This is a genomic window from Prescottella sp. D32, assembly GCF_037287305.1.
Taxonomy (GTDB): Bacteria; Actinomycetota; Actinomycetes; order Mycobacteriales; family Mycobacteriaceae; genus Prescottella; species Prescottella equi.
Genome location: NZ_JARBSW010000002.1, coordinates 791,927 through 818,610, shown reverse-complemented (window position 1 = coordinate 818,610; position 26,684 = coordinate 791,927). Strand labels below are relative to the sequence as shown.

Annotated in this window: 27 protein-coding genes, 1 tRNA gene, 1 pseudogene and 1 riboswitch; of the genes and pseudogenes, 16 read left to right on the top strand and 13 right to left on the bottom strand. The window is 69.2% G+C overall.

What is annotated here, in order from left to right; translation table 11 throughout:
• Positions 1-7 precede the first annotated feature (7 nt).
• Positions 8-1,462 (bottom strand): threonine/serine exporter family protein, encoded by a 1,455-nt coding sequence (locus PSS76_RS13500; RefSeq protein WP_064059659.1) that lies wholly within the window; start codon positions 1,460-1,462, stop codon positions 8-10.
• Between the two features lies 1 nt (position 1,463).
• A complete protein-coding gene (locus tag PSS76_RS13495; RefSeq protein WP_005515489.1) occupies positions 1,464-1,844 on the bottom strand; it encodes a hypothetical protein in 381 nt (126 codons plus the stop codon).
• Between the two features lie 83 nt (positions 1,845-1,927).
• Here PSS76_RS13495 and PSS76_RS13490 point away from each other — a divergent pair.
• Positions 1,928-1,999: transfer RNA gene (locus PSS76_RS13490), tRNA-Thr, on the top strand.
• Positions 2,000-2,760: 761 nt separating this feature from the next.
• Here PSS76_RS13490 and PSS76_RS13485 read toward each other — a convergent pair.
• The 5 genes from PSS76_RS13485 to PSS76_RS13465 all read right to left on the bottom strand — a co-directional run bounded on the left by PSS76_RS13485 (position 2,761) and on the right by PSS76_RS13465 (position 6,128).
• A complete protein-coding gene (locus PSS76_RS13485; protein ID WP_337456260.1) occupies positions 2,761-3,354 on the bottom strand; it encodes an Ltp family lipoprotein in 594 nt (197 codons plus the stop codon).
• Positions 3,355-3,750: 396 nt separating this feature from the next.
• Positions 3,751-3,936, bottom strand: a complete 186-nt coding sequence (locus PSS76_RS13480) for a hypothetical protein (RefSeq protein WP_013414902.1) — start codon at positions 3,934-3,936, stop codon at positions 3,751-3,753.
• A 232-nt stretch (positions 3,937-4,168) separates the two neighbouring features.
• Positions 4,169-4,354, bottom strand: coding sequence for a hypothetical protein (locus tag PSS76_RS13475; protein WP_005515486.1), 186 nt, complete (start codon positions 4,352-4,354; stop codon positions 4,169-4,171).
• Positions 4,355-4,479: 125 nt separating this feature from the next.
• Positions 4,480-5,118, bottom strand: a complete 639-nt coding sequence (locus tag PSS76_RS13470) for a class I SAM-dependent methyltransferase (protein WP_013414903.1) — start codon at positions 5,116-5,118, stop codon at positions 4,480-4,482.
• Positions 5,115-6,128 (bottom strand): NAD(P)/FAD-dependent oxidoreductase, encoded by a 1,014-nt coding sequence (locus PSS76_RS13465; RefSeq protein WP_337456286.1) that lies wholly within the window; start codon positions 6,126-6,128, stop codon positions 5,115-5,117. Before PSS76_RS13465 ends, PSS76_RS13470 begins: the two co-directional genes overlap by 4 nt.
• A gap of 52 nt (positions 6,129-6,180) precedes the next feature.
• On the opposite strand from PSS76_RS13465, the gene PSS76_RS13460 reads away from it, so the two are divergent.
• Positions 6,181-6,774, top strand: a complete 594-nt coding sequence (locus PSS76_RS13460; RefSeq protein WP_013414905.1) for a helix-turn-helix domain-containing protein — start codon at positions 6,181-6,183, stop codon at positions 6,772-6,774.
• Positions 6,775-6,788: 14 nt separating this feature from the next.
• Here the strand turns inward: PSS76_RS13460 and PSS76_RS13455 are convergent, their stop codons facing one another.
• Complete coding sequence (locus PSS76_RS13455) at positions 6,789-6,920, bottom strand: hypothetical protein (RefSeq protein ID WP_005515482.1); 132 nt, start codon at positions 6,918-6,920, stop codon at positions 6,789-6,791.
• A 235-nt stretch (positions 6,921-7,155) separates the two neighbouring features.
• Here PSS76_RS13455 and PSS76_RS13450 point away from each other — a divergent pair, with 235 nt between their 5' ends.
• Positions 7,156-7,872: a dienelactone hydrolase family protein gene (locus tag PSS76_RS13450; RefSeq protein ID WP_238780545.1), complete on the top strand. Its 717-nt coding sequence runs from the start codon at positions 7,156-7,158 to the stop codon at positions 7,870-7,872.
• Here the strand turns inward: PSS76_RS13450 and PSS76_RS13445 are convergent.
• Together PSS76_RS13445 and PSS76_RS13440 are read right to left on the bottom strand one after the other, a co-directional pair.
• Complete coding sequence (locus PSS76_RS13445) at positions 7,843-8,688, bottom strand: hypothetical protein (RefSeq protein WP_005515479.1); 846 nt, start codon at positions 8,686-8,688, stop codon at positions 7,843-7,845. The two genes, PSS76_RS13450 and PSS76_RS13445, sit on opposite strands and share 30 nt — an antisense overlap.
• A 103-nt stretch (positions 8,689-8,791) precedes the next feature.
• Complete coding sequence (locus PSS76_RS13440) at positions 8,792-9,106, bottom strand: DMT family transporter (protein WP_005515478.1); 315 nt, start codon at positions 9,104-9,106, stop codon at positions 8,792-8,794.
• A gap of 15 nt (positions 9,107-9,121) precedes the next feature.
• Positions 9,122-9,183, bottom strand: a riboswitch (guanidine-III (ykkC-III) riboswitch).
• A 127-nt stretch (positions 9,184-9,310) separates the two neighbouring features.
• Between PSS76_RS13440 and PSS76_RS13435 the strand changes: the two genes are divergently transcribed.
• Positions 9,311-10,009: a response regulator transcription factor gene (locus PSS76_RS13435; protein WP_022594159.1), complete on the top strand. Its 699-nt coding sequence runs from the start codon at positions 9,311-9,313 to the stop codon at positions 10,007-10,009.
• A gap of 8 nt (positions 10,010-10,017) precedes the next feature.
• Positions 10,018-11,412, top strand: a complete 1,395-nt coding sequence (locus PSS76_RS13430) for a sensor histidine kinase (RefSeq protein ID WP_337456259.1) — start codon at positions 10,018-10,020, stop codon at positions 11,410-11,412.
• Positions 11,413-11,416: 4 nt separating this feature from the next.
• Here the strand turns inward: PSS76_RS13430 and PSS76_RS13425 are convergent, their stop codons facing one another.
• Entirely contained in the window at positions 11,417-11,842 is a 426-nt protein-coding gene (locus tag PSS76_RS13425; RefSeq protein ID WP_005515474.1) for an HIT family protein, read from the bottom strand.
• Positions 11,843-12,022: 180 nt separating this feature from the next.
• Here PSS76_RS13425 and PSS76_RS13420 point away from each other — a divergent pair, with 180 nt between their 5' ends.
• From PSS76_RS13420 to PSS76_RS13375, 10 genes are all read left to right on the top strand, one after another.
• Entirely contained in the window at positions 12,023-12,685 is a 663-nt protein-coding gene (locus tag PSS76_RS13420; RefSeq protein WP_337456258.1) for a YdcF family protein, read from the top strand.
• Between the two features lie 131 nt (positions 12,686-12,816).
• Positions 12,817-14,055, top strand: a complete 1,239-nt coding sequence (locus tag PSS76_RS13415) for a bifunctional glycosyltransferase family 2/GtrA family protein (RefSeq protein ID WP_337456257.1) — start codon at positions 12,817-12,819, stop codon at positions 14,053-14,055.
• Complete coding sequence (locus PSS76_RS13410; protein ID WP_084870337.1) at positions 14,052-16,052, top strand: glycosyltransferase family 39 protein; 2,001 nt, start codon at positions 14,052-14,054, stop codon at positions 16,050-16,052. The genes PSS76_RS13415 and PSS76_RS13410 overlap by 4 nt, the downstream gene beginning before the upstream one ends.
• Positions 16,053-16,099: 47 nt before the next feature.
• Positions 16,100-16,342 (top strand): DUF2630 family protein, encoded by a 243-nt coding sequence (locus tag PSS76_RS13405; RefSeq protein ID WP_005515470.1) that lies wholly within the window; start codon positions 16,100-16,102, stop codon positions 16,340-16,342.
• A 115-nt stretch (positions 16,343-16,457) separates the two neighbouring features.
• Positions 16,458-17,324, top strand: a complete 867-nt coding sequence (gene thpD, locus PSS76_RS13400) for an ectoine hydroxylase (RefSeq protein ID WP_005515469.1) — start codon at positions 16,458-16,460, stop codon at positions 17,322-17,324.
• A gap of 50 nt (positions 17,325-17,374) precedes the next feature.
• Positions 17,375-18,628, top strand: a complete 1,254-nt coding sequence (gene purD / locus PSS76_RS13395; RefSeq protein WP_084870338.1) for a phosphoribosylamine--glycine ligase — start codon at positions 17,375-17,377, stop codon at positions 18,626-18,628.
• A 123-nt stretch (positions 18,629-18,751) separates the two neighbouring features.
• Positions 18,752-19,930 (top strand): pyridoxal phosphate-dependent aminotransferase, encoded by a 1,179-nt coding sequence (locus tag PSS76_RS13390; RefSeq protein WP_084870339.1) that lies wholly within the window; start codon positions 18,752-18,754, stop codon positions 19,928-19,930.
• Between the two features lie 59 nt (positions 19,931-19,989).
• Positions 19,990-20,601: a TetR/AcrR family transcriptional regulator gene (locus PSS76_RS13385; protein ID WP_005515466.1), complete on the top strand. Its 612-nt coding sequence runs from the start codon at positions 19,990-19,992 to the stop codon at positions 20,599-20,601.
• 36 nt (positions 20,602-20,637) lie between these two features.
• Positions 20,638-22,059: an adenylosuccinate lyase gene (gene purB, locus PSS76_RS13380; RefSeq protein WP_013414916.1), complete on the top strand. Its 1,422-nt coding sequence runs from the start codon at positions 20,638-20,640 to the stop codon at positions 22,057-22,059.
• The gene (locus tag PSS76_RS13375) at positions 22,056-22,760 is read left to right on the top strand and encodes a dienelactone hydrolase family protein (RefSeq protein ID WP_337456256.1); all 705 of its coding nucleotides are present in this window, start codon (positions 22,056-22,058) and stop codon (positions 22,758-22,760) included. The genes purB and PSS76_RS13375 overlap by 4 nt, the downstream gene beginning before the upstream one ends.
• Positions 22,761-22,836: 76 nt before the next feature.
• Here the strand turns inward: PSS76_RS13375 and PSS76_RS13370 are convergent, their stop codons facing one another.
• The gene (locus PSS76_RS13370) at positions 22,837-23,271 is read right to left on the bottom strand and encodes a MarR family winged helix-turn-helix transcriptional regulator (protein WP_064059668.1); all 435 of its coding nucleotides are present in this window, start codon (positions 23,269-23,271) and stop codon (positions 22,837-22,839) included.
• Positions 23,272-23,359: 88 nt separating this feature from the next.
• On the opposite strand from PSS76_RS13370, the gene PSS76_RS13365 reads away from it, so the two are divergent.
• Positions 23,360-25,309, top strand: coding sequence for an ABC transporter ATP-binding protein (locus PSS76_RS13365; protein WP_443147373.1), 1,950 nt, complete (start codon positions 23,360-23,362; stop codon positions 25,307-25,309).
• Here PSS76_RS13365 and PSS76_RS13360 read toward each other — a convergent pair.
• A pseudogene (locus PSS76_RS13360) lies at positions 25,226-26,638 on the bottom strand (FAD-dependent oxidoreductase); the annotation flags it as partial. The gene PSS76_RS13365 and the pseudogene PSS76_RS13360 sit on opposite strands and share 84 nt — an antisense overlap.
• Between the last annotated feature and the right edge of the window lie 46 nt (positions 26,639-26,684).

Genomic DNA, 26,684 nt, shown 5'->3' with positions numbered 1-26,684 from the left:
GGGCCGACTAACTCACTTTCGGAGTGACGGAGCCGGCCCCAGAATTGCTCATCACCACGCTGCGCCGTCCGAATCTCGGGCGGCGCAGCGTCGTGTTTCGGCGCATTCGCGGCGGGCGGCGCAGCGTCCGCGCGCCCCATTCGCCCAGGGTGACACCGGCGGCCAACGCGCAGCCGATACCGAACGCGGCCAACAGTGCCGTCAGCCCGATGATCACGTCGTTGTTCAACATCGCGTACAGGCCCCGGTACAGGGACAGGCCCGGCAACAGCGGCGTGATGCCCGCGACGGCCACGACCAGCGGCGGGGTCAGCGCGCGGCGCGCCATCAGACCACCCGCGAAACCGATCACGGTCGCGGCGATCGCCGACGAGATCACCGGTCCGATGCCCAGGCTCTGGGCGAGCACGAAGAACAGCAGACCCGCGGCACCGCCCAGCCCGGCGGCGGTGAGCGCGCGCCGCTCGGCGTAGCACGCGAGCGCGTAGAACATCGACGCCAGCGCGCCCGCGATCACCTTCACCGGCAGCTGCGTCAGATCGGGTTGCGCCTCGTTGCTGATGACCGGAAGGTCCGCGCCCAGTGCCGAGGCGACCCGCAGCGACAACGCGACACCGGCGATGATGCCGCCGGTCATCATCACCACCTCGAAGAATCTGGCGGCCGCGGTGATGGGGGCGCCGGTGATCGCGTCCTGCACGGAGCCCACCAGCGACAACCCGGACAGCAGCACGACGACACCGGCCGCGATGATCTGGGACGGCCGGATCGTCACACCCAATTGGTCCTGGACCATGTAGAGCGCTGTCGCCGGCGCGGCCGCGATCAGGCCGCCCATCATCTGCTGGAAGAAGTACGGCAACCCGAAGCGGTTGAGCACCCGATTGACGCGGTCGATCACGACGGTGGTGAAGAACGAGACCGCGATGATCAGCGGCCCACCGCCGAGCAGCACCGCGACCGCAGCCGCCAGGCCTGCCCAGCCGAGGGTGGCGATCCACCGGTTGTAGGGGTGCGGCGCGGAGACGATCGCGTCGAGCGCGGCGTGCGCCTGCGCCGGAGTGATCGCCTCGAGCCGGATCCGGCGGGTGAGCCGGTCGGCGGCCGCGAGACGCGTGAAGTCCATCGACCGGTAGTGCACGATCCGCATCGTGCTCGCCGGCGGAATCAACGGGCCACGATGCGCCGACACGACGATCGAGTTGTACGTGACGTCCACGTCGCACTGCGCCAGTCCGTACGTCGCGGCGATGAACTTCACCTGCGTCGCGGTGTCGATCGCCGACGTGCCGGACGCCAGCAGCACCTCACCGACGCGCACCGCGAGGTCGAGAACTTCGGCGACCCGCGCGTCGTCGGTGAGATCGATCGGCTGCAGCGGGGTCGGCGCGGCGGTGACCGTGTCGGCCGTCGCCCGGCGGTCCTTGACGAGACTGCCGAGCGATGCTGCGAACCTGCGCATGTCAGACGTCGGTGACGAGATCCTTCTCGCTGAGATCGGTGGCCTCCAGTGCCTCTTCGAGAGTGTCGTGCCGGAAGACGGCAGTCACCTGGTCGTGAACCACGCGGAAAGCGGTGGCGACGGATTTGGTCACGTCCGGCTCGGACGACCAGGTGGCCTGTTCCTCGACGACGACGACGCCGTCGTGCATGAACATCCGGCCGGGAACCAGTGTAGGGGCGGCCGTCGTGGCCCACTCGCGTAGAGCGGTGAGGCCCTGCGCGGCCCCTTCCGAACCGGCCAGTTCGATGTCGTCGCTCGAGACCGCCAGCAGCGTGTCGATGTCGGACGAGTTGAGAGCGTCGTGCCACGCGAGGATCGTGGCGATCTCCGAGATACGCATGAGACAACGCTAACGAAAGCGGACGGCGGCGGCACGGTTACGCGCACCACTGTGGGCTATGGATATGATGGGCGCGCTCCACTGCCTCCTTAGCTCAGTGGTAGAGCACTCGCCTTGTAAGCGAGCGGTCGTCAGTTCAATCCTGACAGGGGGCTCCGACGAAAGACCCCCACCTGCGCTGCTCGGGAGGGGCCTGCTCATACTTGCGAACTCCCGAGATTGTCACGGATTGTCACAAGCGTTCCGAGCGCGCATTAGAGAGCTTGAACGCGTAAACCCGCGAATGCACGTGCATATGCACCGTGAAGACCGAATCCCGCGTGCCCGAGCCGCGCAGAAATAGCCGCGATCGGCGCGTGCAAGTTCATGAGCGTGCATAAGTGTGATGTGCAACATGTGGGGGAATCCTTGTCACCTTCACGGGCTGCGCATGTCTGGGCAGTACGGCTGTCCCGTTGCACACCACGCACGACCCGGGGCCCGTGTACAGCTCACCGAGAGCAAGCCGGTTCATTTTGGTGCCGGAGCGCTGCCTTCATCGATTCGTCAATGCAGGAGTAAGGGGAATGTACGAGACGCGGTTGTTCACGATGGTGGGCTCCCACGGGCAGGTTCACGTCCTCGCAACGCAGGCACGACCGGCTTGCTCTTCACCCGGCGTGCTCCGATCCCTTGAACTTCACCACCACCACCACGCCGTAAGGGCCGAGGAGACGGAACCGTGCAGCCGCGTCGTGGGCTCGATCTCTGATCTGGGGTGGGAGTTGCTCTGGCGCTTTGCCGTGATCACCGCAATCCTTGAGTGTTGAAGACGAAAAGCACGCCTCTCGGCTACAAATTTTCGAAACACGACTCCCTGCAACGACGAACGCCCCGCCTAAGGCGGGGCGTTCGTCGTTGACTCGCGGGCGTGTTGTCAGTAGGCCGCGTTGGCACCGTACTCCGCCTGTTCGGGCGTGTAGCCCTCGAACACCAACTGGTCGACCAATCCCGACTGCGAGAACGACGAGTAGTCCAGGTACTGCTTGGCAGCCTTCACGGCCTGCTCGTTCCAATTCTGGTTCAGGCTGTCCACAGCGTAGGTTGCGTCCTCGTTGGAGAAACCTTCGAACTCGAGCTGCTTGATCAAGCCAGTGCGAGAGAAGGCGGAATAGCCGATGTACTGCTTCGCTGACTTGACTGCGTTGCGCTGACTAGAGCTGAGTTGGGGCTTGGCAGGTGCAGGTGCAGGTGCAGGTGCAGCAGCTGGAGCGGGCGCCGGCGCAGGTGCCGGCGCGGCTGCTGGCACGGGCGCGGGCGCGGGTGCGGATTCAACCAGCGCGTCCGCTTGCTCCGCGACCGACGTGGTGGCTTCGGCGGCAGTCTTCTCGGACTCCTTGTCGCCGCCACCGGCGACAGCTCCGATGACGATCACGACGGCGGCGATGCCCGCGATCCACGGCCACTTCTTCTTCTTGCTCTTCGGCTCCGACGCGGGCGGAGTCGGGGCAGGCTGGTACGGCTCGGTCATAAGTGTGTTGTTCCCCTGTGAATGGTGCGCCCCTGATGAATCCCCGACGAGCGCGTGTGAGTAAGCGTCGAGAAATAATAGACCGACCGGTCACCTCGTGACGTCATGGCGGGTAAATCGGGTCTGGCGGCCGCGGGGGGTGAGATGAGCAGATCGAGGGGCCGGCTCCTGAGAGTTCAGGATGTGGCTGGGATTTTTGCGACGTCAACTCGTACGGGGGCGGCTGTACGGGACGGGAGAGCTGCCATGATTCCGTGCGGGCCCGAACCGAAGCAATTTCGGTTCATCGGTGCCGATGTGGGGTCGTCAGTTCCTGACAGGGGGCTCCGAAAAACGAATCCCCTCGCCGTTCACCGGTGAGGGGATTTTTTCGCCGCGCAGTGCCCGTACTCGCGTTCAGAGCGCGAAGCCGTCACCACTGTTCGCGGCCGCCACGGTGAACGTCGGGACCTTTTCATCGGCGTCGTGCTTCAGCAGTTGGACGCGGACGCCGGATTCGCAGCGACGCTTTCCGACGATGCGGCCGAAGCACCAGTTTCCGCTGTCGAGCGAAATCAGGGTCTTACGTCCGCGCCGCATCATGGTCGTTCTCCTCCGAAGTATGTCGTGCCGGTGTGACTACTCCAGGTTCTCTCGCACGGGGTACGCAGACCACGTCAGAATTACCCGTTCGACTACCTGTGTTCGGCGTGGGGGGCCCGGCCTGCACCGCAGCGGACGGCGCAACAGCGTCGACCCTCCCGCCCCGAATTCGGGCGAGAGGGTCGACGTCGTGTTCCGAGGCTGTTGTCAGGCAGCGAGTTTCGGCCCGACCTCAGAGGGCGAAGCCGTTGCCGCCGTTCGCGGCGGCGACGGTGAAGGTCGGTACCTTCCCGTCCGCGTCGTGCTCGAGGAGTTGGACTCGGACGCCGGATTCGCAGCGACGCTTTCCGACGATGCGGCCGAGGCACCAGTCCCCGCTGTCGAGCGAGACGAGCGTCTTGCGTCCGCGGCGCAACATGGTCTGCTCCTCGAAGTAGTGCCGATGTGACTACTCCAGGTTCTCTCTCCGAGGGGTACGCGGGCCACGTGAAAACTACCTGTTCGACTACCTGTGTTGGTCCCGGCCGCTACCTGGTGGCGGGGTCAGGCGGTGCGGCGGGCGCGGACCACGCTGTCGTGGATGGTCATCTCGTGGTCGTCGTGTGTGACGGTGCGTGAAACCGACTCGGCCGTGTCCACCGTCCACTTCTGTGGGTCGAGCAATGCCACGACCTCGTCGGGCGTGAAGAACAGCTCCGGCCGGGGCGGGCGCGGGACGCCGGACTCCAGATCCGACGGGTGATGGCCGACGATCAGCAGCGTGCCGCCGGGGGCGACCAGTTCGGCGAGGCGGGAGTAGAGGACCTCCCGCTCGCCCGACGGCAGGTGCACGTACTGCGACGTCACCAGGTCGTACCGCGTGGTGCCCGGGTCCCATTCGAGTAGGTCGGCGGCCTCCCACGTCACCCGGTCGGCGATGCCGTCGCCGGCTTCGGCAGCGTGCTCGGCGGCCCGCTCGATCGCGACGCTCGACAGGTCGATGCCGTGCACCGTCCAGCCACGGCGGGCCAGCCAGATGGCGTCGGCGCCCTCGCCGCAGCCCACGTCGAGTGCCGTGCCGGGCATCAGTTCCGACGCCTCGTTCACGAGGTTCGCGTTGGGGTTGCCGCTCCACAGACGGTGGCTCGAGCGGTAGCGCTCGTTCCAGAACTCCTGGTCCAGCACCTCGGGCAGGTCGGTCATCTCTGCGGTCCCTTCTCGTTCTGCGCGCGGCGTTCCGCCACAGCGCGTGCGGTGTCTTCGGCGATGAGGTCGTTGTTGATGGCGACGGCGGCCGTCGCGGCGCCGGCGGCGGCCGCCAGCACCTGCGCCTTGACGTCGGTGACGTTGCCGGCGACCCACAGTCCGGGCACCTTCGTCAGCCCCGACCAGTCGGACGGTACGAACCGCCCACCGCTCATCGGTTCGAGTTCGGTCTCGACGCCCAGCGAGGTCAGCGCGTCGACGCGGGCGACGAACCGCGGCGCCACCACCAGTGCTCGGCGGTCCACGACCGTGCCGTCGTCGAGGCGTACCCCCGCGAGGCGGTCGTCGTCGATCACCAGCTCGGCGACCCGGCCGGTGACGATTCGGATCCCGCGGGCCGCCAGTTGCTCGCGCTCGTCGTCGGTCGGCTGCGGGGCGGTGTGCAGGAACAGCGTCACGTCGTCGGTCCACTGCCGGAACATGAGCGCCTGGTGCACGCTCATCGGTCCCGTTCCGAGGACGCCGACCGGTTCGTCGTTGATCTCCCAGCCGTGGCAGTACGGGCAGTGCACGACGTCGCGTCCCCACCGCTCGCGCACTCCGGGGACGTCCGGCAGTTCGTCGGTGAGGCCGGTCGTCACCAGCACGCGCCGGGCGTCGACGCTGCGGCCGTCCGCGAGTACCAGCGAGAAGCCGTCGTCGACGCGTCGGATGTCGGAGACGGCCCCGTCGGCGATCTCGCCGCCGTAGCGCCGGACCTCGTCGGCCCCGAGGCGGGTCAGGTCCGCGGGCGCGATGCCGTCCCGGGACAGGAATCCGTGGACGCCCTCGGCCGGCGCATTGCGCGGCTCGCCGGCGTCGATCACCAGCACGGACCGTCGCGAGCGCGCGAGCATCAGCGCACCCTCGAGACCCGCGGCGCCGCCACCGACCACCACGACGTCGTACCCGTTGGAAAGTTGTTCGCTCACCTTGATCCTCCCCGTCGTTCGTTCGGTGACCACCATGCCGACGGCGTCGCGAAACTCGCAACCTTTGTTGCCGAAGTGGCAAGCTGGGATGATGGACGACGCAGACGACATGGACCGGATCCTCGACGCGGTGGGTCCGCGGCTGCGGGCGCTGCGCCAGCAGCGGGGCACGACGCTGTCCGACCTCGCGGCCGACACGGGGATCTCGGTGAGCACGCTGTCGCGGCTGGAGGCCGGCCAGCGGAAACCGAATCTGGAACTGCTGTTGCCGCTGGCGAGGGCGTACGGCGTGCCACTCGACGAACTGGTGGGGGCGCCGGAGACCGGCGACCCGCGAATTCACCTGAAACCGATCACGCGGGGCGGAAAGACGATCGTGCCGCTCACCCGCCGGCCCGGCGGCATCCAGGCGTACAAGCACGTGATCCCCGGGGCGCGCGGCCCGCAGGTACCGGACCTACGGGTGCACGAGGGGTACGAGTGGCTCTACGTCCTCAACGGCAAGCTGCGACTCGTCCTCGGGGAACGGGACATCGTGATGCTGCCGGGTGAGGCGGCGGAGTTCGACACTCGCGTACCGCACTGGTTCGGGTCGGCGGACGAGGAGCCGGTCGAATTCCTGGGGTTGTTCGGCCGCCAGGGCGAACGCGCCCATATCCGCGCGCGCCCGGCGCGGGACTGAACGAGGGGCCGGCCTCACTTCTCCTGGTGGGCGGCGGGGGCGTCTCCGAACATTGCCGCGATGCGCGACTTGATCTCTTCGGTGCTGATGGATCCGGTGCGGATTCCGTTCGCGGTGGTCTGGCGAGTGTTGGAGATGGTGTTCATTCGACTGCTTCCGTGCCCTTTCAGGTACTGGGGCCGTCCGGCGCCTGCGGCGTGGATATCCGGCGGCGCCGCATCCGTCGCGGAACATCGGCGCCAACGTCAGGCTAGCCACGAAAACCCTGCCCGGGCGGTCGTCGGCGACTTGGTTACCCAACCGGAATGAACGGGCTCGAAAGGCTGTCGAATCGTTACCGATGGCGGGTGGGGCAGGGACGAAAGGTCCTAGTCTTCGAGCATGTCGATGGTGAGTGTTCCGACCGGCCAGGGCCCGATCGACGCGGTCCTCGAGACACCGGACGGAACCGGCCCGTGGCCCGGCGTCGTGGTGGTCCACGATGCGCTCGGTATCGGGCGCGACATCCGCGACATCACCGCTCGGGTGGCCGCACACGGGTATCTGACGCTGACGCCGGACCTGTACACCCGTGGCGGACGCACCCGGTGCGTGGTCGGGACGTTCCGAGATCTGATCCGGCGCCGCGGCCGGGCCGTCGACGATCTGCTGTCCGCCCGCGACCTGCTGGTGGCCCGCCCCGACTGCACCGGCCGGGTGGGCGTCATCGGTTTCTGCATGGGCGGCGGATTCGCCCTCGTGCTGGCCCCGGAGGGATTCGACGCGGCGGCGCCGTTCTACGGGCCGTTGCCGCGCGACATCGAGGAGGCGCTCGGCGGGTCGTGCCCGATCGTCGGAAGCTACGGCGCACGGGACCCGATGCTGCGGGGCGCCGGCCACAAGCTCGACTCCGCACTGACCCGCCTCGGCGTCGAACACGACGTGCAGACCTATCCCGGCGTCGGGCACAGTTTCGCCAACCGCCTCGCGACCGGCCGCTACACCGGACAACTGCTGCGCGTCACGGGGATGGGCTACGACGACGCGACTTCGCAGGACGCCTGGCGTCGGGTGTTCGGGTTCTTCGGTTCACACCTGTCCGGCGGGGCCGAGGGGTAGGTCCGGGCCCCGCCCACTCTTGAGCCAGCGGCCCGGCAGGCGTCCGGCCAGATCACCGAGCGGTCCGACGGCGGCGCTGAGCACGCCGACGGTCTCCTGCAACAAGTCGATGCTCGCACTCATCCGCTGCAGGTTCGGGGCGAGGGCGGTGAGCGTCTCGGACAGCGCGACGATCTGGTCGAGCGGACCGCCCTCCGCGATCAGACGCTCGAAGGCGCCGTCCTCGGCAAGCAGCGTGTCGAGGATGCCGTTCTCGGCCAGGGCCTTGTCGACGATGCCGTCCTTCTTGGTCAACCGTTCGACCGCGCCGTCCTCGGCGGTGAGACGCTCGAGCGGGCCGTCCTCGGCGGTGAGGCGGTCGAGCAGCCCGCCCGGCGCGAGCAGACGTTCGAGCGGGCCGTCCTGCGACAGGATCCGATCCACCGGGCCGTCCTCGGCCAACACCCGCTCCAACGGGCCGCCGGGAGCGAGCACCCGCTCGATCGCCCCGCCGGGCTCGAACAGCCGCTCGAGGGTGCCGCCGTCGGAGGTGAGGCGGTCCACGACGCCGCCGGGTGCGAGCAGTCGATCGAGCGGCCCGCCGGGCTGCAGCGCCTGTCCCAACGGTCTGTCGTCGGACGCGAGCGCGGCCACCTGCTGCACCAGTTGCAGTGGCCCACGCGAATTGGTCAGAGTCGCGGCACCGACGCTCGTGACGGTGGTGCTCGACAGTGCCAGCCGCGTTGTGGCCAGGGCCGTCTCGGCCACCCCGAGTGCCGCGTCCGTGACGGCGAGACCGGCCCGGACCGGGAACATGATCGCTGACACCAGGTTCATTCGATAACTGTAACCTGCGCCACACAGTCAAACAGGCGGCTACGCCACCCGTGCGCCTTTTCGGCTGTCCCGGCTACCAAAAAGGCGCACGGGCGCGAAGCGCCTAGTGCAGAACCTTCAGCCCGATCACGCAGCCGACGATGCCGAGGATGAGCAGGATCTTCACGATCGAGGTGCTCTCGGCGCCGGTGAGCATCGCATACGCGACGGTGAGGGAGGCGCCGATGCCTACCCAGATCGCATAGGACGTGCCGGTCGGCAGGGTGCGCATCGCGTACGCCAGCCCGGCCATGCTGAGCACCAGACCGACGCCGAACACGAGCGACGGGGTGAGGCGGCTGAAGCCTGCGGACTTGCCGAGGGCGGTCGCCCAGACGGCTTCGAGCACACCGGAAATCACGAGCACGATCCACGCCATGACGGTTCAACTCTCCCAACACCGTCTTGTCGCTGGCCGGGTACGGTGTGCTCGTCCGGGTGTCGTCCTGACTGGTACCAGGGTACCGAATTCGCCGACCGATGCCGCCGGTGGTGGCCGGTCTCACCGTGTCTCGGGGCCATTCACAGGAATCTCCCAGGGAACGTCCAGCCGGTGACCAGGTGGATCGGGGATTCTGGTGGAGTGAGTGAAACGCCGCAGGTCCGGGTGCTGATCGTCGACGACGAGCCTTCACTCGTCGAATTGCTGTCCGTGAGTCTTCGCTTCCAGGGCTTCGAGGTGGAGACCGCGACGAACGGCGCCGAGGGCCTCGACAAGGCGCGCGCCTTCCGGCCCGACGCGCTGATCCTCGACGTGATGATGCCCGGCATGGACGGGTTCGGGATGCTGCGCCGACTGCGCGCCGACGGCGTCGACGCACCCGTCCTGTTCCTCACCGCCAGGGACGCCGTGGAGGACAAGGTGACCGGGCTGACGATCGGCGCCGACGACTACGTCACGAAGCCGTTCAGCCTCGAGGAGGTGGTGACCCGGCTGCGCGTGATCCTGCGCCGCGCCGGGCACTCCGACGACAAGCAATCGGCCCGCGTCACCTTCGCCGATCTCGAGTTGGACGACGACACCCGCGAGGTGTGGAAGGCGGGGGAGCCGGTGTCGTTGTCGCCCACCGAGTTCACGCTGCTCCGCTACTTCATGGTCAACGCCGGCACCGTGCTGAGCAAGCCGCGCATCCTCGACCACGTGTGGAACTACGACTTCGGCGGAGAGGTGGGTGTCGTCGAGTCGTACGTGTCGTACCTGCGCCGCAAGATCGACACCACCGAACCGCGGCTGATCCACACGTTGCGCGGTGTCGGCTACGTGATGCGCGAACCGCGGTAGGCGGACGGATGAGTCGTCTGCGCGTATTGCCGCTGCGGGTCACCCTGGTCGTGGCGCTGCTGCTGCTGGCGGCGGCCGGGCTGCTGGCGTCCGGTGTCGCCGTGACGTCGGCGATGCAGTCCTCGCTGATCGAACGCACCGACCGGCAACTGTTCGACGCCGCGCACGGGTGGGCGAAGCCGCGTGATCCGTGGCCTCTGCCGCCGGTGTCCGCGCCGGGGCCGAGCCGGCCACCGAGTGCGTTCTATGTCCGGACCACCGAACCCGACGGCACCGTGCGGCTCGAGGTCAACGACGAGAGCACCAATGCCACACCGGAAATCAGCGACGATCCAGGTCCGGTGACGGTGGGATCGGTGGGTGGCGAGGACATCCGGTGGCGCGAGCTGACGGTGGCGACGCCTTCGGGTACGACGACCGTGGCGGTGAAGCTCACCGACATCGACGCGACCGTCGAGCGCCTGGTGGTTCTGCAGATCGGGATCGGCGCGGTGGTGCTCGTCGCGCTCGGGTTCGCCACGTACTTCGTGGTGCGGCGCAGCCTGCGTCCGCTGCGGGAGGTGGAAGAGATCGCCGCCGACATCGCGGCCGGAGATCTGCATCGCCGGGTTCCCGAGTGGGATCAGCGCACCGAGGTGGGACGTCTGTCGTCCGCGCTCAACGGGATGCTCGCGCAGATCCAGACCGCGTTCGCCGCGACCGCGGCATCGGAGGAGTCGGCGCGCCGGTCCGAGGAGCGCATGCGCCGCTTCGTCGCCGATGCCAGTCACGAACTGCGGACTCCGCTCGCCACCATCCGCGGATTCGCGGAGCTGTACCGGCAGGGAGCGGCGCCGGACCCCGAGATGGTGATGAGCCGGATCGAGGATCAAGCGCAGCGGATGGGACTGCTCGTCGAGGACCTGCTGCTGCTGGCGCGGATGGATGCGCAGCGGCCGTTCGAACGGCACCCTGTGGATCTGCTCGCGGTCGCGGCGGACGCGGTGCACGATGCGCGGGCCCGCTCCCCGCAGCGGCGAATCATGTTGGAAGTGCTGCCCGGTTCGGCGCCCGCCGAGGTGCTGGGCGACGACGCCCGGCTGCGGCAGGTGGTCGGCAACCTGGTGGGGAACGCCCTCGATCACACCCCGGCGGAGGCCGATGTCACGGTGCGGGTGGGCACCGACGGCGCGGACGCGGTCGTCGAGGTGGCCGACACCGGGCCCGGACTGGCGGAGGGCGACGCGGTCCGGGTGTTCGAGCGGTTCTACCGCGCCGACGCGTCGCGCACGCGGACCAGCGGCGGCAGCGGACTCGGACTGTCGATCGTCGCGGCGATCGTCGCCGCACACGGCGGGACGGTCGACGTCGACAGCGCACCCGGGAACGGGGCGACCTTCCGGGTGCGTCTGCCGAGAGGGTGACAGGTCAGGCGGGCACGTGCTCGCCGTGGCCCAGTTCACGCAGGGCTGACTTGATCCTGGCGGCCGCCTCGTCCATCGACTCCGGGGACGGGTTGGGGTCCGCGCCGCTGATGTCGAAGTTGCCCATGCTGTATGCGGGGAACACGTGCATGTGCAGGTGCGGCACCTCGAGACCCGCGATCAGGAAACCCGCGCGCGGCGCGTCGAACGCCTGACGGACGGCGCGGGCCACCTTGCGGGACACCGCGGTGCACTTGTCGAACAGTTCGTCGTCGACGTCCTGCCACTGGTCCACCTCCTTGCGCGGCACGATCAGGGTGTGGCCCTGCGTAACCGGGGCAATCGTGAGGAACGCGACGACGTCCTCGTCTTCCCACACGAAGCGGCCCGGCAGGTCTCCGGCGATGATGGCGCTGAACACAGAAGGCATACCGCGAGGATAGGTGGCGGCGACGACCACCGGTACTCCGCCCACGGGGCGCGCCCGCCGAACCGCGACACGCGTCGTGACCCCGCAGTATCACGGAACGACACACGCGATCTCGTGATGCAGGTCACACTGATACGCGACTTCCACATTCGGTCGGGGGATCCGATACCGAGGAGTGCTGTGTCGCCACATTCGTTACGTCCCCGTCGCCTCATCGTTCCCGCCCTGATCGCCGCGGCGGCTGCCGCGATCGCGCTGCCCGGCCAGGCCGCCGCCGAATCGTCGCTCGACGTCGTCGACGCGCTGTCGGTCACGACCCTGGTCAACGGGGCGCTGTCCGTCGCGGGCGGATGCCAGAGCCCGGATCGGGACCGCATCGTCGCGTGCACCCGGATGGAGACCTTGACCACGCAGGTCCCCGTGATGCTGGCCTTCAACCCGCTCACCACCAACATCGTGGTGCTCGGTGCCGGTCTGTACGCGGACGGGACGATGCGCCCACTGCTGGTGTCCCGACTCAAGGCCGCACTCGCACTGGCACAACGTTTTCCGTTGTCGCCGATCATCGTCACCGGCGGCGTCCCGCAGTCCGGGGTCACCGAGGCGCAGGCGATGCGGCAGTGGCTCGTCGCGAACGGTATCCCGGCGTTCCGGATCACCGAGGAGAACACCTCACGCTCGACCGTCGAGAACGCCGTCAACACGAACCGGATCCTCGCCGGCCGCGCCGCGAGTGGTGCCGTGGTCGTCACCAGCCCCGATCATCTACAGCGGGCGATGGTGGACTTCCGGGTCGCGGTGGCGGGACGTATCCCGATCGCGGGGGTGGTCGCACCCTTCTGATGTCCGAAAGGATTCGTATGTACGGTTTTTGGTAGCCAGTACGACATCCGGAGTGTCCGACCCGACGGTTACCAGGAAGTTCACAGCTCCGTTGCAGCCGGACCGCAGGCGCGCTCCGCACGCTGAGGGACATGACGATCGAATCCCGGCCCTCGGCGGGTGTGCAGCCGTCCACGGTGATCACCACGGCGCCCGCGCTCGACATCGTCGTACCCGTGTACAACGAGCAGGCGGCGCTCGAGGGATGTGTGCGCCGACTTCGCGGCTATCTCGCCTCCGAAGTGCCGTACACCGCGCGGATCACCATCGCGGACAACGCCAGTAGTGATCGCACTCTGCCCATTGCGCGGGCGTTGGCGGCCGAGTTCCCCGACGTGCGGGTGCTGCATCTCGACGAGAAGGGGCGCGGGCGCGCGCTGCGAACGGCGTGGGGCCGCTCGGACGCGCGGGTTCTGGTCTACATGGACGTGGACCTGTCCACCGGCCTGGACGCGCTGATGCCGCTCGTCGCGCCGCTGTTGTCGGGGCACTCGGACGTCGCGATCGGGTCCCGGCTGGCCCGGTCGTCCCGGGTGGTGCGCGGGCCGAAGCGCGAGTTCATTTCCCGCAGTTACAACTTGATCCTGAAGGGTGCGCTGCATGCCCGGTTCTCGGACGCGCAGTGTGGATTCAAGGCTGTCCGTGCCGACGTGGCCCAGGCGCTGCTACCGCTCGTCGAGGACGGCGACTGGTTCTTCGACACCGAACTACTCGTCCTGGCCGAGCGTGCCGGCCTGCGCATTCACGAGGTACCCGTCGATTGGGTCGACGACCCCGACAGCCGCGTCGACATCGCGGCGACCGCCCTCGCGGACCTGCGCGGCGTGGCGCGGGTGGGGCGCGCGCTGGTGACCGGTGCGCTGCCGCTGGCCGCGTTACGGGACAGTCTCGGCCGGCGTGAACTCGCCGCGGGGTCGGAGCCGGCGATGCTGGGCCAACTGGCGCGGTTCGCGGTCGTCGGCGTTGCCAGCACCGTGGCCTATGCCCTGCTGTATCTCGCGTTCCAGGAGGCGGTCGGGGCGCAGTGGGCCAACGCCCTCGCACTGCTCGTCACCGCGGTCGCGAACACCGCGGCCAACCGGGCCTTCACCTTCGGGGTCCGGGGGCGTCGTGGCGCTGCGCGGCACCAACTGCAGGGTCTGGTCGTGTTCGCCTTCGGACTCACGATCACCAGTGGCTCCCTGGCCGCTCTGCACCGGCTCACGCCGGGCGCCTCCCCACACCTCGAACTCGTCGTTCTCGTCGTGGCGAATCTCGTTGCCACACTGTCCCGTTTCGTCGGACTGCGCTGGGTCTTCCGGGACGGCGCAGCGAAAGGAGTGACCCGGTGAGCGTCACGATCGATCGGCCGGTGGCGGCGCCGGAGCCGGCCGCTGCACCGAAACGCCCCCGCGAGTACTGGGCGCTGGCTGCGCTGCTCGTCGGCACCGCCGTCGCCTACCTGTGGAACCTCGGCGCCTCCGGATGGGCCAACGCCTTCTATTCGGCGGCGGTGCAGGCGGGATCGGTGTCGTGGGAGGCGTTCTTCTTCGGCTCGTCGGACGCCGCGAACTCGATCACCGTCGACAAGCCACCCGCATCGCTGTGGGTGATGGAGTTGTCGGTGCGGGTGTTCGGGCTGAACTCGTGGAGCATCCTGGTTCCGCAGGTGCTGATCGGTGTCGCGTCGGTGGCGTTGCTGTGGGGGACTGTGCGCCGGTACTTCGGAGCCGCGGCGGGCCTGCTCGCCGGCCTGGTGCTGGCCCTGACACCGGTGGCCGTGTTGATGTTCCGGTTCGACAATCCCGATGCGCTGTTGGTGCTGCTGATGATCGCGGCGGTGTGGGCGACGTTGCGCGGCGTCGAGGACGGGCGCACCCGGTGGATGGTGCTCACCGGCGTGTTCGTCGGGTTCGGGTTCCTCACCAAGCAGTTGCAGGTGATGCTCGTCGTGCCGCCGTTGGCGCTGACATACCTGATCGCCGGGCCACCGAGGCTCGGCAAGCGGGTCCTGCAGTTGTTCGCGGCTCTCGGCGGGCTGATCGTCTCGGCCGGATGGTGGCTGCTCACCGTCGAGCTGTGGCCGGCCGATTCGCGACCGTGGATCGGCGGCTCGCAGAACAACTCGATCCTGGAACTGACATTGGGCTACAACGGCTTCGGGCGGCTGAGCGGCAACGAGCGGGGCAGCGTCGGGGGTGGCGGGCCGCGCGGCGGGTTCCCCGGTGGCGACACCGTGCCCGGCGGCGCTGCGGGCGGCGGCATGTGGGGGAGCACGGGGATCACGCGGTTGTTCGAGCCGGCGCAGGGTGGTCAGATCGCGTGGCTGCTGCCGGCGGCACTGGTCCTGCTCGTGGCCGGGATCGGGCTGTGTGGGCGGGCTCCGCGAACCGACCCCCGGCGTGCCTCGTTCGTGGTGTGGGGATCCTGGCTCGTCGTCACCGGCCTGGTGTTCAGCTTCATGGCCGGCATCTTCCACGCGTACTACACCGTCGCGCTGGCACCGGCGGTCGCGGCGCTCGTCGGCGCGGGGGCGGTGACGCTGTGGCGCGGCCGGCGCCGGTGGTGGGTTCGGATCGTCGCCTTCGCGGCGATCGCCGTCACGGCGTCGACGGCGTGGATCCTGCTGGCGCGCAGCCCTGACTTCGTCCCGTGGCTGCGGTGGGCGGTCGTGGTGGTCGGCGCCGTCGCGGCCTTCTCGATGGTGGTGCCGCGCGATCTGCGGACGCGGGGCGTCGTCGTCGTGATCGCGGCGACGCTCTTCACGGGTCTCGCCGGGCCGGCCGCATTCGCGGTGAACACGATCGGCTCGGCCCATACCGGATCGATCCCGTCGGCCGGGCCGCGCGTCGAGGGCGAGATGGGTCGCGGCGGTCCGGGCGGCATGCCGGGTCCGGGGGAGCAGCGGAAAGGCGTTCCTACACCCGGTGGCCGGGGGAACGGTGAGGGCGCGTTCGAGATGCCGGTAGTGCCCGGCGGATTCGGCGGCGCGGGTGGCGGCCTGCTGGACGCCGGCCAACCCGGCGACGAACTCACAGCCCTGCTGCGGGAGCGAGCGGACGACTACACCTGGGTGGCTGCGGCGATCGGTTCCAACAGCGCAGCGGGCTACCAGTTGGCGACCGAGCGCCCGGTGATGCCGATCGGTGGGTTCAACGGCAGCGACCCGTCGCCGACGCTCGAGCAGTTCCAGCAGTTCGTCGCGGACGGGCGGATCCACTACTTCCTCGCCGGGGGTATGGGCGGCCGTGGCGGCGAGGGCGCGGCGGCGGCCATCTCCGAATGGGTGCAGGCCAACTTCGCGCCGACGACCGTCGACGGGGTCGTCCTCTACGACCTCACGCAGTGACCGGACAGGTTCGCCCATCCGGTTTACCCTGAGGTGGGAGGCGCAACATGACCGAACACGACATCATCGACAACATCGACGAACTGGTCCGTGAGGAACGGGAATTGCGTTCGCGGGCCGAGGGTCAGGGGCTGTCGGAAGACGACGGCGCCCGTTTGACCTTTCTGGAACAACGGCTCGACCAGTGCTGGGACTTGCTGCGGCAGCGTCGTGCGCGTGCCGAATTCGGTGAGGACGTGGAGCAGGCCGCTCCGCGTCCCGTGGACGAGGTGGAGTCCTACCGCCAGTAGTCGGTGAAAGCGGCTGCGCACCAGGAAATCCGGTGCGCCGTCGCGGTGTGTGATCGATGCGGCGGGTGCTTACCGCGACAGAGTGAGAAGTGAACAGGTTGGTGGTGATTGCCATATGACATTGGTGGAAGACGTGTACACGACCCGGGTTTCGGGTCGGCCCCGAGTGATCGACCGCCCGGACCCGGTGTTCTGGGGGCGACCGGACACTCCGGAGTACGCGGATTTCGACCGACGGGGATTCCTCCAGCGGGAGGCGGTGATCGACGAGGACGACGTCGCGACCTGTCTGACGGAGATCGACCGGATCCAGCGCGACCCGGCGCTGCGCGACGACGAACGCATCGTCCGCGAGGCCGGCTCCGACGCGGTGCGCTCGATCTTCGAGATCCTCGAACTGAGCGACGCGGTGCGCCGCGTCGTCGAATCGTCCGGTGCCTACGACATCGCGCGCGAGATCCTCGGCTCGGACGTCTACATCCATCAGAGTCGGCTCAACTACAAGCCGGGGTTCCAGGGCGGCGCGTTCTACTGGCACTCGGACTTCGAGACCTGGCACGCGGAGGACGGCATGCCGCGCCCGCGAGCGGTGAGCGCGTCGATCGCCCTCACCGAGAACACGTCGTACAACGGGCCGCTGATGATCATGCCCGGCACGCAGCGGTACTTCGTGCAGTGTGCCGGAGCCACACCGGACGACTTCTACCGGGAATCGCTGGTCACCACGACGCCCGGTGTCGGCGTGCCGTCGGAGGAGGTCATCACCGACATGTGGCAGCGGCACGGGATCGAGGTGCTGACCGGGGGTGCGGGGTCGATGACGATGTTCGACTGCAACGCACTCCACGCGTCGGGCGGCAACATCTCCCCGATGCCGCGCGCGAACGTGTTCGTGGTGTTCAACAGCGTCGAGAACGTGGTGCAGGCGCCCTTCTCGGGGTCGGCGCCGCGTCCCTCGTTCCTGGCCAGGCGACCGGAGTGACGAGGTAGGGGTGGTCGAGGCGTCGAGGTTCGGCCCGTAGGCTGACACCCGTGCGCGTACTCGTGATCGGCTCCGGAGCCCGTGAACATGCCCTCCTGTTGGCCCTCGCCCGTGACCCGGGCGTCGACAAGCTGATGTGTGCCCCCGGCAACGCCGGGATCGCTCGCATCGCCGAGATCCATGCGGTCGACGTCGCGTCCGGCGACGCCGTCGTCGATCTCGCGAAGTCGCAGGCCGCCGACCTGGTCGTCATCGGACCCGAGGTGCCGCTGGTCCTCGGTGTCGCCGACGCCGTCCGTGCCGCGGGCATCGCGTGCTTCGGCCCGTCCGCCGAGGCCGCCCGCATCGAGGGCTCCAAGGCGTTCGCCAAGGACGTCATGGCCGCCGCCGGCGTGCGCACCGCGCACGCCGAGGTCGTCGACAACCCGGCCGACCTCGATGCCGCGCTCGACCGTTTCGGCCCCAACTGGGTCGTCAAGGACGATGGACTGGCCGCCGGTAAGGGCGTCGTGGTCACCACCGATCGCAGCGCCGCCCGCGACCATGCCGCCGAGTGCCTCGAGATCGGCCACCCGGTTCTGCTCGAGTCGTTCCTCGACGGCCCCGAGGTGTCCCTGTTCTGCCTGGTCGACGGCGAGACCGTGGTCCCGCTGCTGCCCGCGCAGGACCACAAGCGCGTCGGCGACGGGGACACCGGGCCCAACACCGGCGGCATGGGCGCCTACACGCCGCTGCCGTGGCTGCCGGCCGACGCCGTCCCCCAGATCGTCGACGAGGTCGTCAAGCCCGTCGCGGTCGAGATGGCCAAGCGTGGCTGCCCCTTCACCGGTCTGCTGTACGCGGGTCTGGCGATGGGCAAGAGCGGCCCCGCGGTCGTCGAGTTCAACTGCCGCTTCGGCGACCCGGAGACACAGGCCGTCCTGGCGCTGCTCGAGTCGCCGCTCGGCGAGGTGCTGAATGCCGCCGCGACCGGCACCCTCGCGTCGGTCCCGCCGCTGCAGTGGCGCGACGGCGCGGCCGTGACCGTCGTCCTGGCCGCCGAGAACTACCCGGCCACTCCGCGCACCGGGGACGTCATCACCGGATCCGACGCCGACCAGGTCCTGCACGCCGGCACCGCCGCCCGCGAGGACGGCACCGTCGTCTCGGCCGGCGGCCGGGTGCTGAGCGTCGTCGGCATCGGCGCCGACCTGACCGAGGCCCGCGAGGACGCGTACGCGCGTCTGGCCGAGGTGAAGTTGCCGGGCGGACACTTCCGCAGCGACATCGGTCTGGCCGCGGTCGAGGGCCGGATCTCCATCTGACCTGCCGCTCCACTCTTCGTGACGCCGCGCCTCCGACCGGGGGCGCGGCGTCGCCGTTTTGCAGAGCGGCGGCGGTGGGCACCGGATTCGGGCGGCACTGATCTGCGCGCTAACGTCGAAGACGTGCGCAGCGACTCCCAGCGATCGACCATCCCCGCCTTCCACGTAATGGACGTGTGGAAGGCCGCGAACGAGCGGCAGCGCACCCACGGTGACGTGCTGTCCCTCGCCGCCGGGCAGCCGTCGACGCCGGCGCCGCAGCCGGTGCTGCGCGCGGCACGGGAATCGCTGGACAACCATCTGCTCGGCTACACCGAGACGTTCGGCATCGAGCCGCTGCGGCGGGCGATCGCCGACTACCACCGCGGCCGTTCCGGCTACGACGTCCACCCCGACGAGGTCGTCGTCACCACCGGGTCGTCGGGCGCGTTCACACTGCTGTTCCTCGCCGCGTTCGACGTCGGGGACACCGTCGTCGTCGCGCGCCCGGGTTACCCTGCCTACCGGAACACGTTGACGGCGTTGGGCTGCAACGTCGTCGAGATCGACTGCGGCCCCGAGACGCGCTTCCAGCCGACCGTCGCGATGCTCGAGCAGATGGACACCCCACCCGCGGGCCTGATCGTCGCGAGCCCCGCGAATCCCACAGGCACCGTCATCGATCCGGCCGAACTGGCCGCGCTGGCCCGCTGGTGCGAGGAGCACGACACACTGCTGATCTCGGACGAGATCTACCACGGCATCGAGTTCTCGGGCGAACTCGCCGGGGGCCAGCCGACCGCGTCCGCGTGGGAGACCTCGCGCGAGGCCGTGGTGATCGGATCGGTGTCGAAGTACTTCTCGATGACCGGGTGGCGGCTGGGTTGGATGCTGGTCCCCGAGCACCTGCGCCGGGCACTGCAGCGGCTCTCGTCGAACATGACCGTCTGTCCGCCCGCGATCTCGCAGTACGCGGCCGTCGCGGCGTTTACCGACGAGTCCCGCGCCGAACTGGACGGCCACGTCCAGCGGTACGCCGCCAACCGGGAACTGCTGCTCACAGGGCTGCCGAAGCTCGGTCTCACCGAGCTCGCGCCCGCCGACGGCGCGTTCTACGTGTACGCCGACATCGCCCACCTCACCGACGACTCGACGTCGTGGTGCGCGCGCCTGCTCGCCGACACCGGGCTCGCGCTCGCGCCGGGCATCGACTTCGACACCGCGCACGGCGACCACACCGTGCGGATGTCGTTCGCGGGCGCCACCGCGGAGATCCGGGATGCCCTGGTTCGACTCGAACGGTGGTTGCCCGCGCCGCGTTAGGGGGCGTTCTTCCCCCGATTCCGCCCAGGTGGGCGGTGGCCGGCTGGCACCATGGGCGGATGACCTCTGCCGCCACACCCAAAGGTGAGCGGCGACGGCAGGCGCTCGTGACCGCGGCCGCGGACCTCCTCCTCGAGGGTGGTTTCGACGCCGTCCGGCATCGGGCCGTCGCTACGAGGGCCGGGCTTCCACTCGCCTCGACCACCTACTACTTCGGGTCGCTCGACGAGTTGATCGCCCTCGCCGTCGAACACAACGGCAACCGCGAGCTAGACGCGATGCGGGAGCGTATCGACGACGTCACCCAGCGCCGACGGGGCGTCGAAGCCACGGTGGACCTGATCGTCGACCTGCTGGTGGGGCCGGACGACGAGGGTGACGGCGCCCGCGAGCGGCTGATCGCGCGGTACGAGCGGTTCGTCGCCTCCGCCCGGCATCCCGGACTGCGCGAGGTCCAGTTGCGGCTGCGGGCCCAGCTCGACGACCTGCTCACCGAGGTGTTGCGCCGCTCGGGGCGCGAGGTCCGCGAGACCCAGCTGCGTCGGCTGGTGGCCGTCGTCGACGGCGTCGTGGTGGGTGCGCTCAGCGAGGTCGACCCGGACCCGCGGGGGATGGCGCGGGCGATGCTGTCGGACCTGATCGACGACTTCGCGCCGCCGAGCACGCGCTGACGAGGGCGTTCGGGTGCGCCATTAGACTGAGGTCTCGTGAGCCGCATCCCGAATGTCCTTGCCAACCGTTACGCCAGCCCCGCCCTGAAGGAGCTGTGGTCGCCGGAGCACAAGATCGTGCTCGAGCGCCAGCTGTGGCTGGCGGTGCTGCAGGCGCAGGCCGAGCTCGGGATCGACGTTCCTCAGGAGGCCGTCGCCGACTACGAGCGCGTGCTTCACCAGGTGGATCTCGACTCGATCGCCGAGCGCGAGCGGGTCACCCGCCACGACGTGAAGGCGCGCATCGAGGAGTTCAACGCGCTCGCCGGCCACGAGCACGTCCACAAGGGCATGACGAGCCGCGACCTCACCGAGAACGTCGAGCAGCTGCAGGTGCTCCGTTCGCTCGAACACGTCTACGACCACGGCATCGCGATCGCTGCCCGCCTGGCCGAGCGTGCCGCCGAGTACACCGGCATCGTGATGGCCGGCCGCTCCCACAACGTCGCCGCGCAGGCCACCACGCTCGGCAAGCGTTTCGCGTCCGCCGCCGACGAGATGCTCGTGGGGCTCACCCGTGTGCGCGAGCTCATCGATCGCTACCCGCTGCGCGGCATCAAGGGCCCGATGGGCACCGCGCAGGACATGCTCGACCTCCTGGGCGGTGACGCCGCCAAGCTCGAGCAGCTCGAGGCCAAGGTCGCCGAGCACCTCGGCTTCGCGCACGTGTTCACCAGCGTCGGCCAGGTCTACCCGCGCTCGCTCGACCACGATGTGCTGTCGGCGCTGGTCCAGCTGGGTGCCGCGTCGTCGTCGATGGCGCACACCATTCGCCTGATGGCCGGCCACGAGCTGGTCACCGAGGGCTTCCAGCCCGGCCAGGTGGGCTCGTCGGCGATGCCGCACAAGATGAACACCCGCTCGTGCGAGCGCGTCAACGGCCTGCAGGTGGTGCTGCGCGGCTACGCGTCGATGGCGTCGGAGCTGGCCGGCGCACAGTGGAACGAGGGCGACGTGTTCTGCTCCGTCGTCCGCCGCGTTGCTCTGCCGGACGCGTTCTTCGCGATCGACGGCCAGATGGAGACGTTCCTGACGGTGCTCGCCGAGTTCGGCGCCTACCCGGCCGTCATCGAGAACGAGCTCACCCGCTACCTGCCGTTCCTCGCCACCACCAAGGTCCTCATGGCCGCGGTGCGTGCCGGTGTCGGACGCGAGACCGCGCACGAGGCCATCAAGGAGCACGCCGTCGCCGTCGCGCTCGCGATGCGCGAGGAGGGCAAGGAGCCCGACCTGCTCGACCGCCTGGCCGCCGACGACCGGCTGCCGCTCGACCGTGCCGCGCTGGACGAGGCGCTGGCCGACCGTTCCGCGTTCGTCGGTGCCGCCGGCGCGCAGGTCGACTCGGTGGTCGCCGAGGTGCAGAAGCTCGTCGACGCCAACCCCGATGCCGCCCGCTACACGCCGGGCTCGATTCTGTGACAACGGGTTCCGTCGCCGTCGGTGACCTGACCGCGTACCTCGCGCAGCCCGAGGGCGGTAGCGACACCGTCATGCTGCTGCTGCCGATGATCAACGGCATCGACGCGCAGGTGCGGGAGTACGCCGACGACGTCGCCGCGTCCGGGGTCACCGCCCTGGTGTGGGATCCGTGGCACGGACCGAGTCTCGACGACACCGCCAAGGAGCGGCTGTTCGAGCTCATGGGCGAACTCGACGACGAGACGTGCCTGGCCGAGATGTCCGCGTTGCTCGACCATGCGCGCCGCGAACTCGGCGCACGCCGGGTCGGCGTGATCGGCTGGTGCCTGGGCGGTCGGTTCGCGCTGCTGCTCGGCACCCGCGATACCGATCTCGCGAATGTCGTTGCGTACCATCCGTCGATCTGGGATCCGGCCGCGGCGAATCACGACCTCGACGCGATCGCGCTGGCCCCGACGATCGCGGCGCCGGTGATGGTGCTGCACGCCGGCGCCGACACCATCCTGTCGACCGGGAGCTTCCAGACCCTGCAGGCCGCGCTGCAGTCCCGCGAGGCCGGCGCGACCATCGTGCACGCCTACCCGGGCGCCGCGCACGGCTTCAGTGCCCGGGCGCGCCACGACGATCCGGTGAACAAGGCGGCCTGGGAGATCTCCTGGCCGCAGGCGCTGGCCTTCGCGAAGGCGACGCTGGCCCAGTAGTCGGTCTCGAACGGGAATCCCCGGCACGGTCTCGGACTCCGAGCGTGCCGCGGATTCCCGTTCGGCGTTTCCGGAGTCAGCAGCGGTCGTCGGCGGTGAGCTTGTCGAGGATCCGGCTCAGCTCGACGCGGTCGTGGTCGTCGAGTCGGGCGAAGAAGTCGGCGGCCTGGGCGTCGCGGGCGGCGGACATCTCGTCCAGAAGCCGGCGACCGCTGTCGGTGAGCCGGACGCACACCGCGCGACGGTCCACGTCGTCGGCGACGCGTTCGACGAGGTCGCGCTTCTGGAGTCGATCCACCACCTCGGTGGCCGAGCGGGGTGCGATGCGCAGGGCCTTGGCGACGTCGCCGAGGCGGGGGCGGCCGCCGGCCTCGCCGTCGATCACACGCAGTGCGCGGAACTCGTGCGGGGACAGCCCCCACGGTTCGAGGGCCGAGAACCAGCGTCGGCGCAGCCCGCGCGACGTGGACATCACGAGGTCGCGGAGTTGCTCGGCCGTTACGTCCGTCATGCTGCTGGAGCCTACCTCACTTGACAGTTACCTCATGTTGAGGCAACCTCAGTAAAGGCTTGCCCCGACATCTGAGAGGGGTGGTGCAATGACAAGCCCTCCATTCGGCGGACCCGGCGGTGGTCCGATGCGAACCCGCAAGGTCGACCCCGCCGACCGCGCCCAGCTCGAGGAATCCCCGGTCAGCCTGCGCCGGATCGGTGCGCTCTTCGCGCCGTACCGGTGGCAGATCACGGTGGTTGTCGCGCTGATCGTGGCGTCGTCGGCGATCTCGCTGGCCAACCCGTTCCTCGTGCGTGAGGTGATCGACCGGGCGATCCCGGAACAGAACGTCACGCTGCTCGTGTGGGCCGTGGTCGCGATGCTGGCGATCACCGTCGCGACGGCGGTGTTCGGCGTGGTGCAGACGTGGATCTCGACGACCGTCGGGCAGCGGATCATGCACAACCTGCGGACGCGGGTGTTCACACACCTGCAGCGCCAGTCGCTCGGCTTCTTCACCCGCACCCGCGGCGGTGAGGTCCAGTCCCGGCTCACCAACGACATCGGCGGCATGCAGACCGTCGTGACGTCCACGGCGACGTCGATCGCGTCCAACGTCACGACGGTGATCGGCACCGCGATCGCGATGGTGGTACTCAGTTGGCGGCTGTCGTTGCTGTCGTTGATCGTGCTGCCGCCCGCGATCTGGCTCACCCGCAAGGTCGCGCTCATGCGGCGCGAGATCATCGCGCAGCGGCAGAAGGCGCTGGCGGACATGCAGACCCAGATCGAGGAGGGGCTGTCGATCAGCGGGGTGCAGCTCGGTAAGACGCTCGGTGCCGGGCCGGCGCTGTCCGAGCGTTTCTCCGAGACATCCACGCGGCTCGTCGATCTCGAGGTCCGCTCCCAGCTGTCCGGACGTTGGCGGATGGCGACGATGAGCATCATCTTCTCGGCGATCCCCGCGCTGCTGTACCTCGCGGCCGGGCTGCCGGCGACGTCGGGCGGCATGACGATCGGCACCCTGGTGGCGTTCACCGGGCTGCAGACCACGCTGTTCCGTCCGCTGATGGGCCTGCTCGACGTCGGTGTGTCCGTGACGAGTTCGCTCGCGTTGTTCAGCCGGATCTTCCAGTACCTCGATCTGCCGGTGGAGATCGACGATCCCGAACGCCCCACACCGATGCCGCGCGAGCGAGTCGACGGTGCGGTGCGGTTCGAAGACGTCGGGTTCCGTTACGAGAATGCCGACCGCAATGCGCTCGCCGACGTCACCCTCGAGGTGCCCGCCGGGTCGTCGCTCGCGCTGGTGGGCGAAACCGGCTCCGGCAAGACCACGCTGGCATCGCTGGTTGCGCGTCTGCACGACCCGACGTCGGGCCGGGTGACGATCGACGGTGTGGACCTGCGCGACATTCGGCTCGCGGAGCTGTCCGAACTGGTCGGCGTCGTGTCGCAGGAGACGTACCTGCTGCACGCGACGATCCGGGAGAATCTTCGGCACGCCCGGCCCGACGCGTCGGACGCCGAGATCGAGGCGGCGGCGCAGGCGGCACAGGTGCACGAGCTGATCGTGTCGCTGCCCGACGGGTACGACACCGTGGTCGGCGCGCGCGGTCACCGGTTCTCCGGTGGCGAGAAGCAGCGCATCGCGATCGCGCGAACCCTGCTGCGGGACCCGCGGATCCTGGTGCTCGACGAGGCCACCAGCGCACTCGACAACGAGACCGAGCGAGCCGTGCAGGCCGCGCTCGACGTCGTCAGTCGTGGCCGGACGACGATCACGATCGCGCACCGGCTCTCGACGATCCGCGATGCCGACCAGATCGCGGTGCTGAATCACGGCCGGGTCGCCGAGCGCGGCACCCACGAGGAGTTGCGCGCCCTCGGCGGCCGGTATGCCGCGCTACTCGCGCGAGGCGGCGACGCCGGCCCGACGGCCGAAGAAGGTGCCGTCACCGAGCGAGGTGCCACTGATGTAGCCCCACGAGTGCAGGCCGGACGTCGCGCGCCCGGCAGCGAAGAGGCCGGGGATCGCGTCGTCGTCGAGGTCTAGGACGCGGCCGTCGACGGTGGTGCGCAGACCGCCGATGGTGAACACCTCGGCGCCGCCACCGCCGGTTCCGCCGTCGCCGTACTCCGGGGGAGCCATGCCACGCTGGACGTCGATCGCGGCGAACGGCGACTGCAGTGGACGCAGCCAGCGCGCCGACTTGTGGAAGTACGGATCCTCGCCGTGTTCGGCGAAGCGGTTGTACTCGCCGACCGTGTTCTGTAGTGCGCCCTCGGGCATGCCGATCTCGCGCTCGAGCTCCTCGAGCGTCTCGGCGACGAAATGCGGCTGCACGCCCCAGCGTTCGTCGACCGGGACCTCCTCGTACGCCTGCTCGTCGAGGATCACCCACACCTTCAGGTTGTGTTTGAACAGTGCCGCCTGCCCGACCAGGCCGGGGTAGACGTCCTCGTTGATGAACCGCTGGCCGACACTGTTGACGATCATGCCGCGCACCATCATTCCGGGCACCAGCGAGATACCCACCTGACCGGCAGACATGTGCTTGACCGCTGCGCCGACGGCCTGCGCCATCACGATGCCGCGGCCGTCGTCGCCGCCGTCGCTGTTGACGCCCAGACCCACCAGCTGTGGCGCGTGCTGCGCGAGCATCTCCTTGTTGTCGGCGAACCCGCCGGTCGTGATGACCACGCCGCGTCGGGCACGGTAGGTGACGGTCTCGTTGAAGTACCGGGCCACGACGCCGACGACGCGGCCGTCCTCCATGATCAGGCGCAGGGCGGTGGTGTCGGTGTGGACGGCGATCGCGGTCTTCGTGACGGCCTCGCTGAGCACCGCCATCAGAACCTTGCCGCCGAAACCGTCCGAGGTGACGCGGTGCCCACGGGGCGCCGGTTCGGCGATCTCGTAGAACGGATAGGCGTTCTCACCCATCCACATCAGGCCGTCGTCGGTGGGCGGCACCCAGGTGGGGGAGTCCCACAGCGACGGCTTGAAGGGGACGCCGTGGTCGACGAGCCACTGGTAGTGGGCGACGCTCTCGCGGCTGTAGAGTCCCACCTTCGCCTGGTCGGCGTCCGGGCCCAGGGCGGCGAGCAGGAACTTCTCCATCTCCTCGGCGGTGTCGGCGAAGCCGCACGCCTCCTGGATCGGGGTGCCGCCACCGAGGTACATCTCGCCCCCGGACAATGCCGACGACCCGCCGCCACCGCTCTGTCGCTCGAGCAGGACCACGTCGGCGCCCGCGGCGTCGGCCTCGAGTGCGGCCGACGCACCGGCGCAGCCGTAGCCGATGACGAGGACGTCGGTCTCGTGGTCGTAGGCGGTGATCTCCGCCGCGTCGATCGGGGTGACGGGTACGCGTGCGCTCATCCGGTTCTCCTGTCGTGACACTGGCATGACTGTGGTGCCGGTCACA

Coding starts and splice junctions, on each gene's coding strand:
- PSS76_RS13500 (WP_064059659.1), bottom strand. CDS start 1,462: ATGCGCAGGTTCGCAGCATCGCTCGGCAGTCTCGTCAAGGACCGCCGG.
- PSS76_RS13495 (WP_005515489.1), bottom strand. CDS start 1,844: ATGCGTATCTCGGAGATCGCCACGATCCTCGCGTGGCACGACGCTCTC.
- PSS76_RS13485 (WP_337456260.1), bottom strand. CDS start 3,354: ATGACCGAGCCGTACCAGCCTGCCCCGACTCCGCCCGCGTCGGAGCCG.
- PSS76_RS13480 (WP_013414902.1), bottom strand. CDS start 3,936: ATGATGCGGCGCGGACGTAAGACCCTGATTTCGCTCGACAGCGGAAAC.
- PSS76_RS13475 (WP_005515486.1), bottom strand. CDS start 4,354: ATGTTGCGCCGCGGACGCAAGACGCTCGTCTCGCTCGACAGCGGGGAC.
- PSS76_RS13470 (WP_013414903.1), bottom strand. CDS start 5,118: ATGACCGACCTGCCCGAGGTGCTGGACCAGGAGTTCTGGAACGAGCGC.
- PSS76_RS13465 (WP_337456286.1), bottom strand. CDS start 6,128: ATGGTGGTCACCGAACGAACGACGGGGAGGATCAAGGTGAGCGAACAA.
- PSS76_RS13460 (WP_013414905.1), top strand. CDS start 6,181: ATGATGGACGACGCAGACGACATGGACCGGATCCTCGACGCGGTGGGT.
- PSS76_RS13455 (WP_005515482.1), bottom strand. CDS start 6,920: ATGAACACCATCTCCAACACTCGCCAGACCACCGCGAACGGAATCCGC.
- PSS76_RS13450 (WP_238780545.1), top strand. CDS start 7,156: ATGTCGATGGTGAGTGTTCCGACCGGCCAGGGCCCGATCGACGCGGTC.
- PSS76_RS13445 (WP_005515479.1), bottom strand. CDS start 8,688: ATGAACCTGGTGTCAGCGATCATGTTCCCGGTCCGGGCCGGTCTCGCC.
- PSS76_RS13440 (WP_005515478.1), bottom strand. CDS start 9,106: ATGGCGTGGATCGTGCTCGTGATTTCCGGTGTGCTCGAAGCCGTCTGG.
- PSS76_RS13430 (WP_337456259.1), top strand. CDS start 10,018: ATGAGTCGTCTGCGCGTATTGCCGCTGCGGGTCACCCTGGTCGTGGCG.
- PSS76_RS13425 (WP_005515474.1), bottom strand. CDS start 11,842: ATGCCTTCTGTGTTCAGCGCCATCATCGCCGGAGACCTGCCGGGCCGC.
- PSS76_RS13415 (WP_337456257.1), top strand. CDS start 12,817: ATGACGATCGAATCCCGGCCCTCGGCGGGTGTGCAGCCGTCCACGGTG.
- PSS76_RS13405 (WP_005515470.1), top strand. CDS start 16,100: ATGACCGAACACGACATCATCGACAACATCGACGAACTGGTCCGTGAG.
- thpD (WP_005515469.1), top strand. CDS start 16,458: ATGACATTGGTGGAAGACGTGTACACGACCCGGGTTTCGGGTCGGCCC.
- PSS76_RS13385 (WP_005515466.1), top strand. CDS start 19,990: ATGACCTCTGCCGCCACACCCAAAGGTGAGCGGCGACGGCAGGCGCTC.
- PSS76_RS13370 (WP_064059668.1), bottom strand. CDS start 23,271: ATGACGGACGTAACGGCCGAGCAACTCCGCGACCTCGTGATGTCCACG.
- PSS76_RS13365 (WP_443147373.1), top strand. CDS start 23,360: ATGACAAGCCCTCCATTCGGCGGACCCGGCGGTGGTCCGATGCGAACC.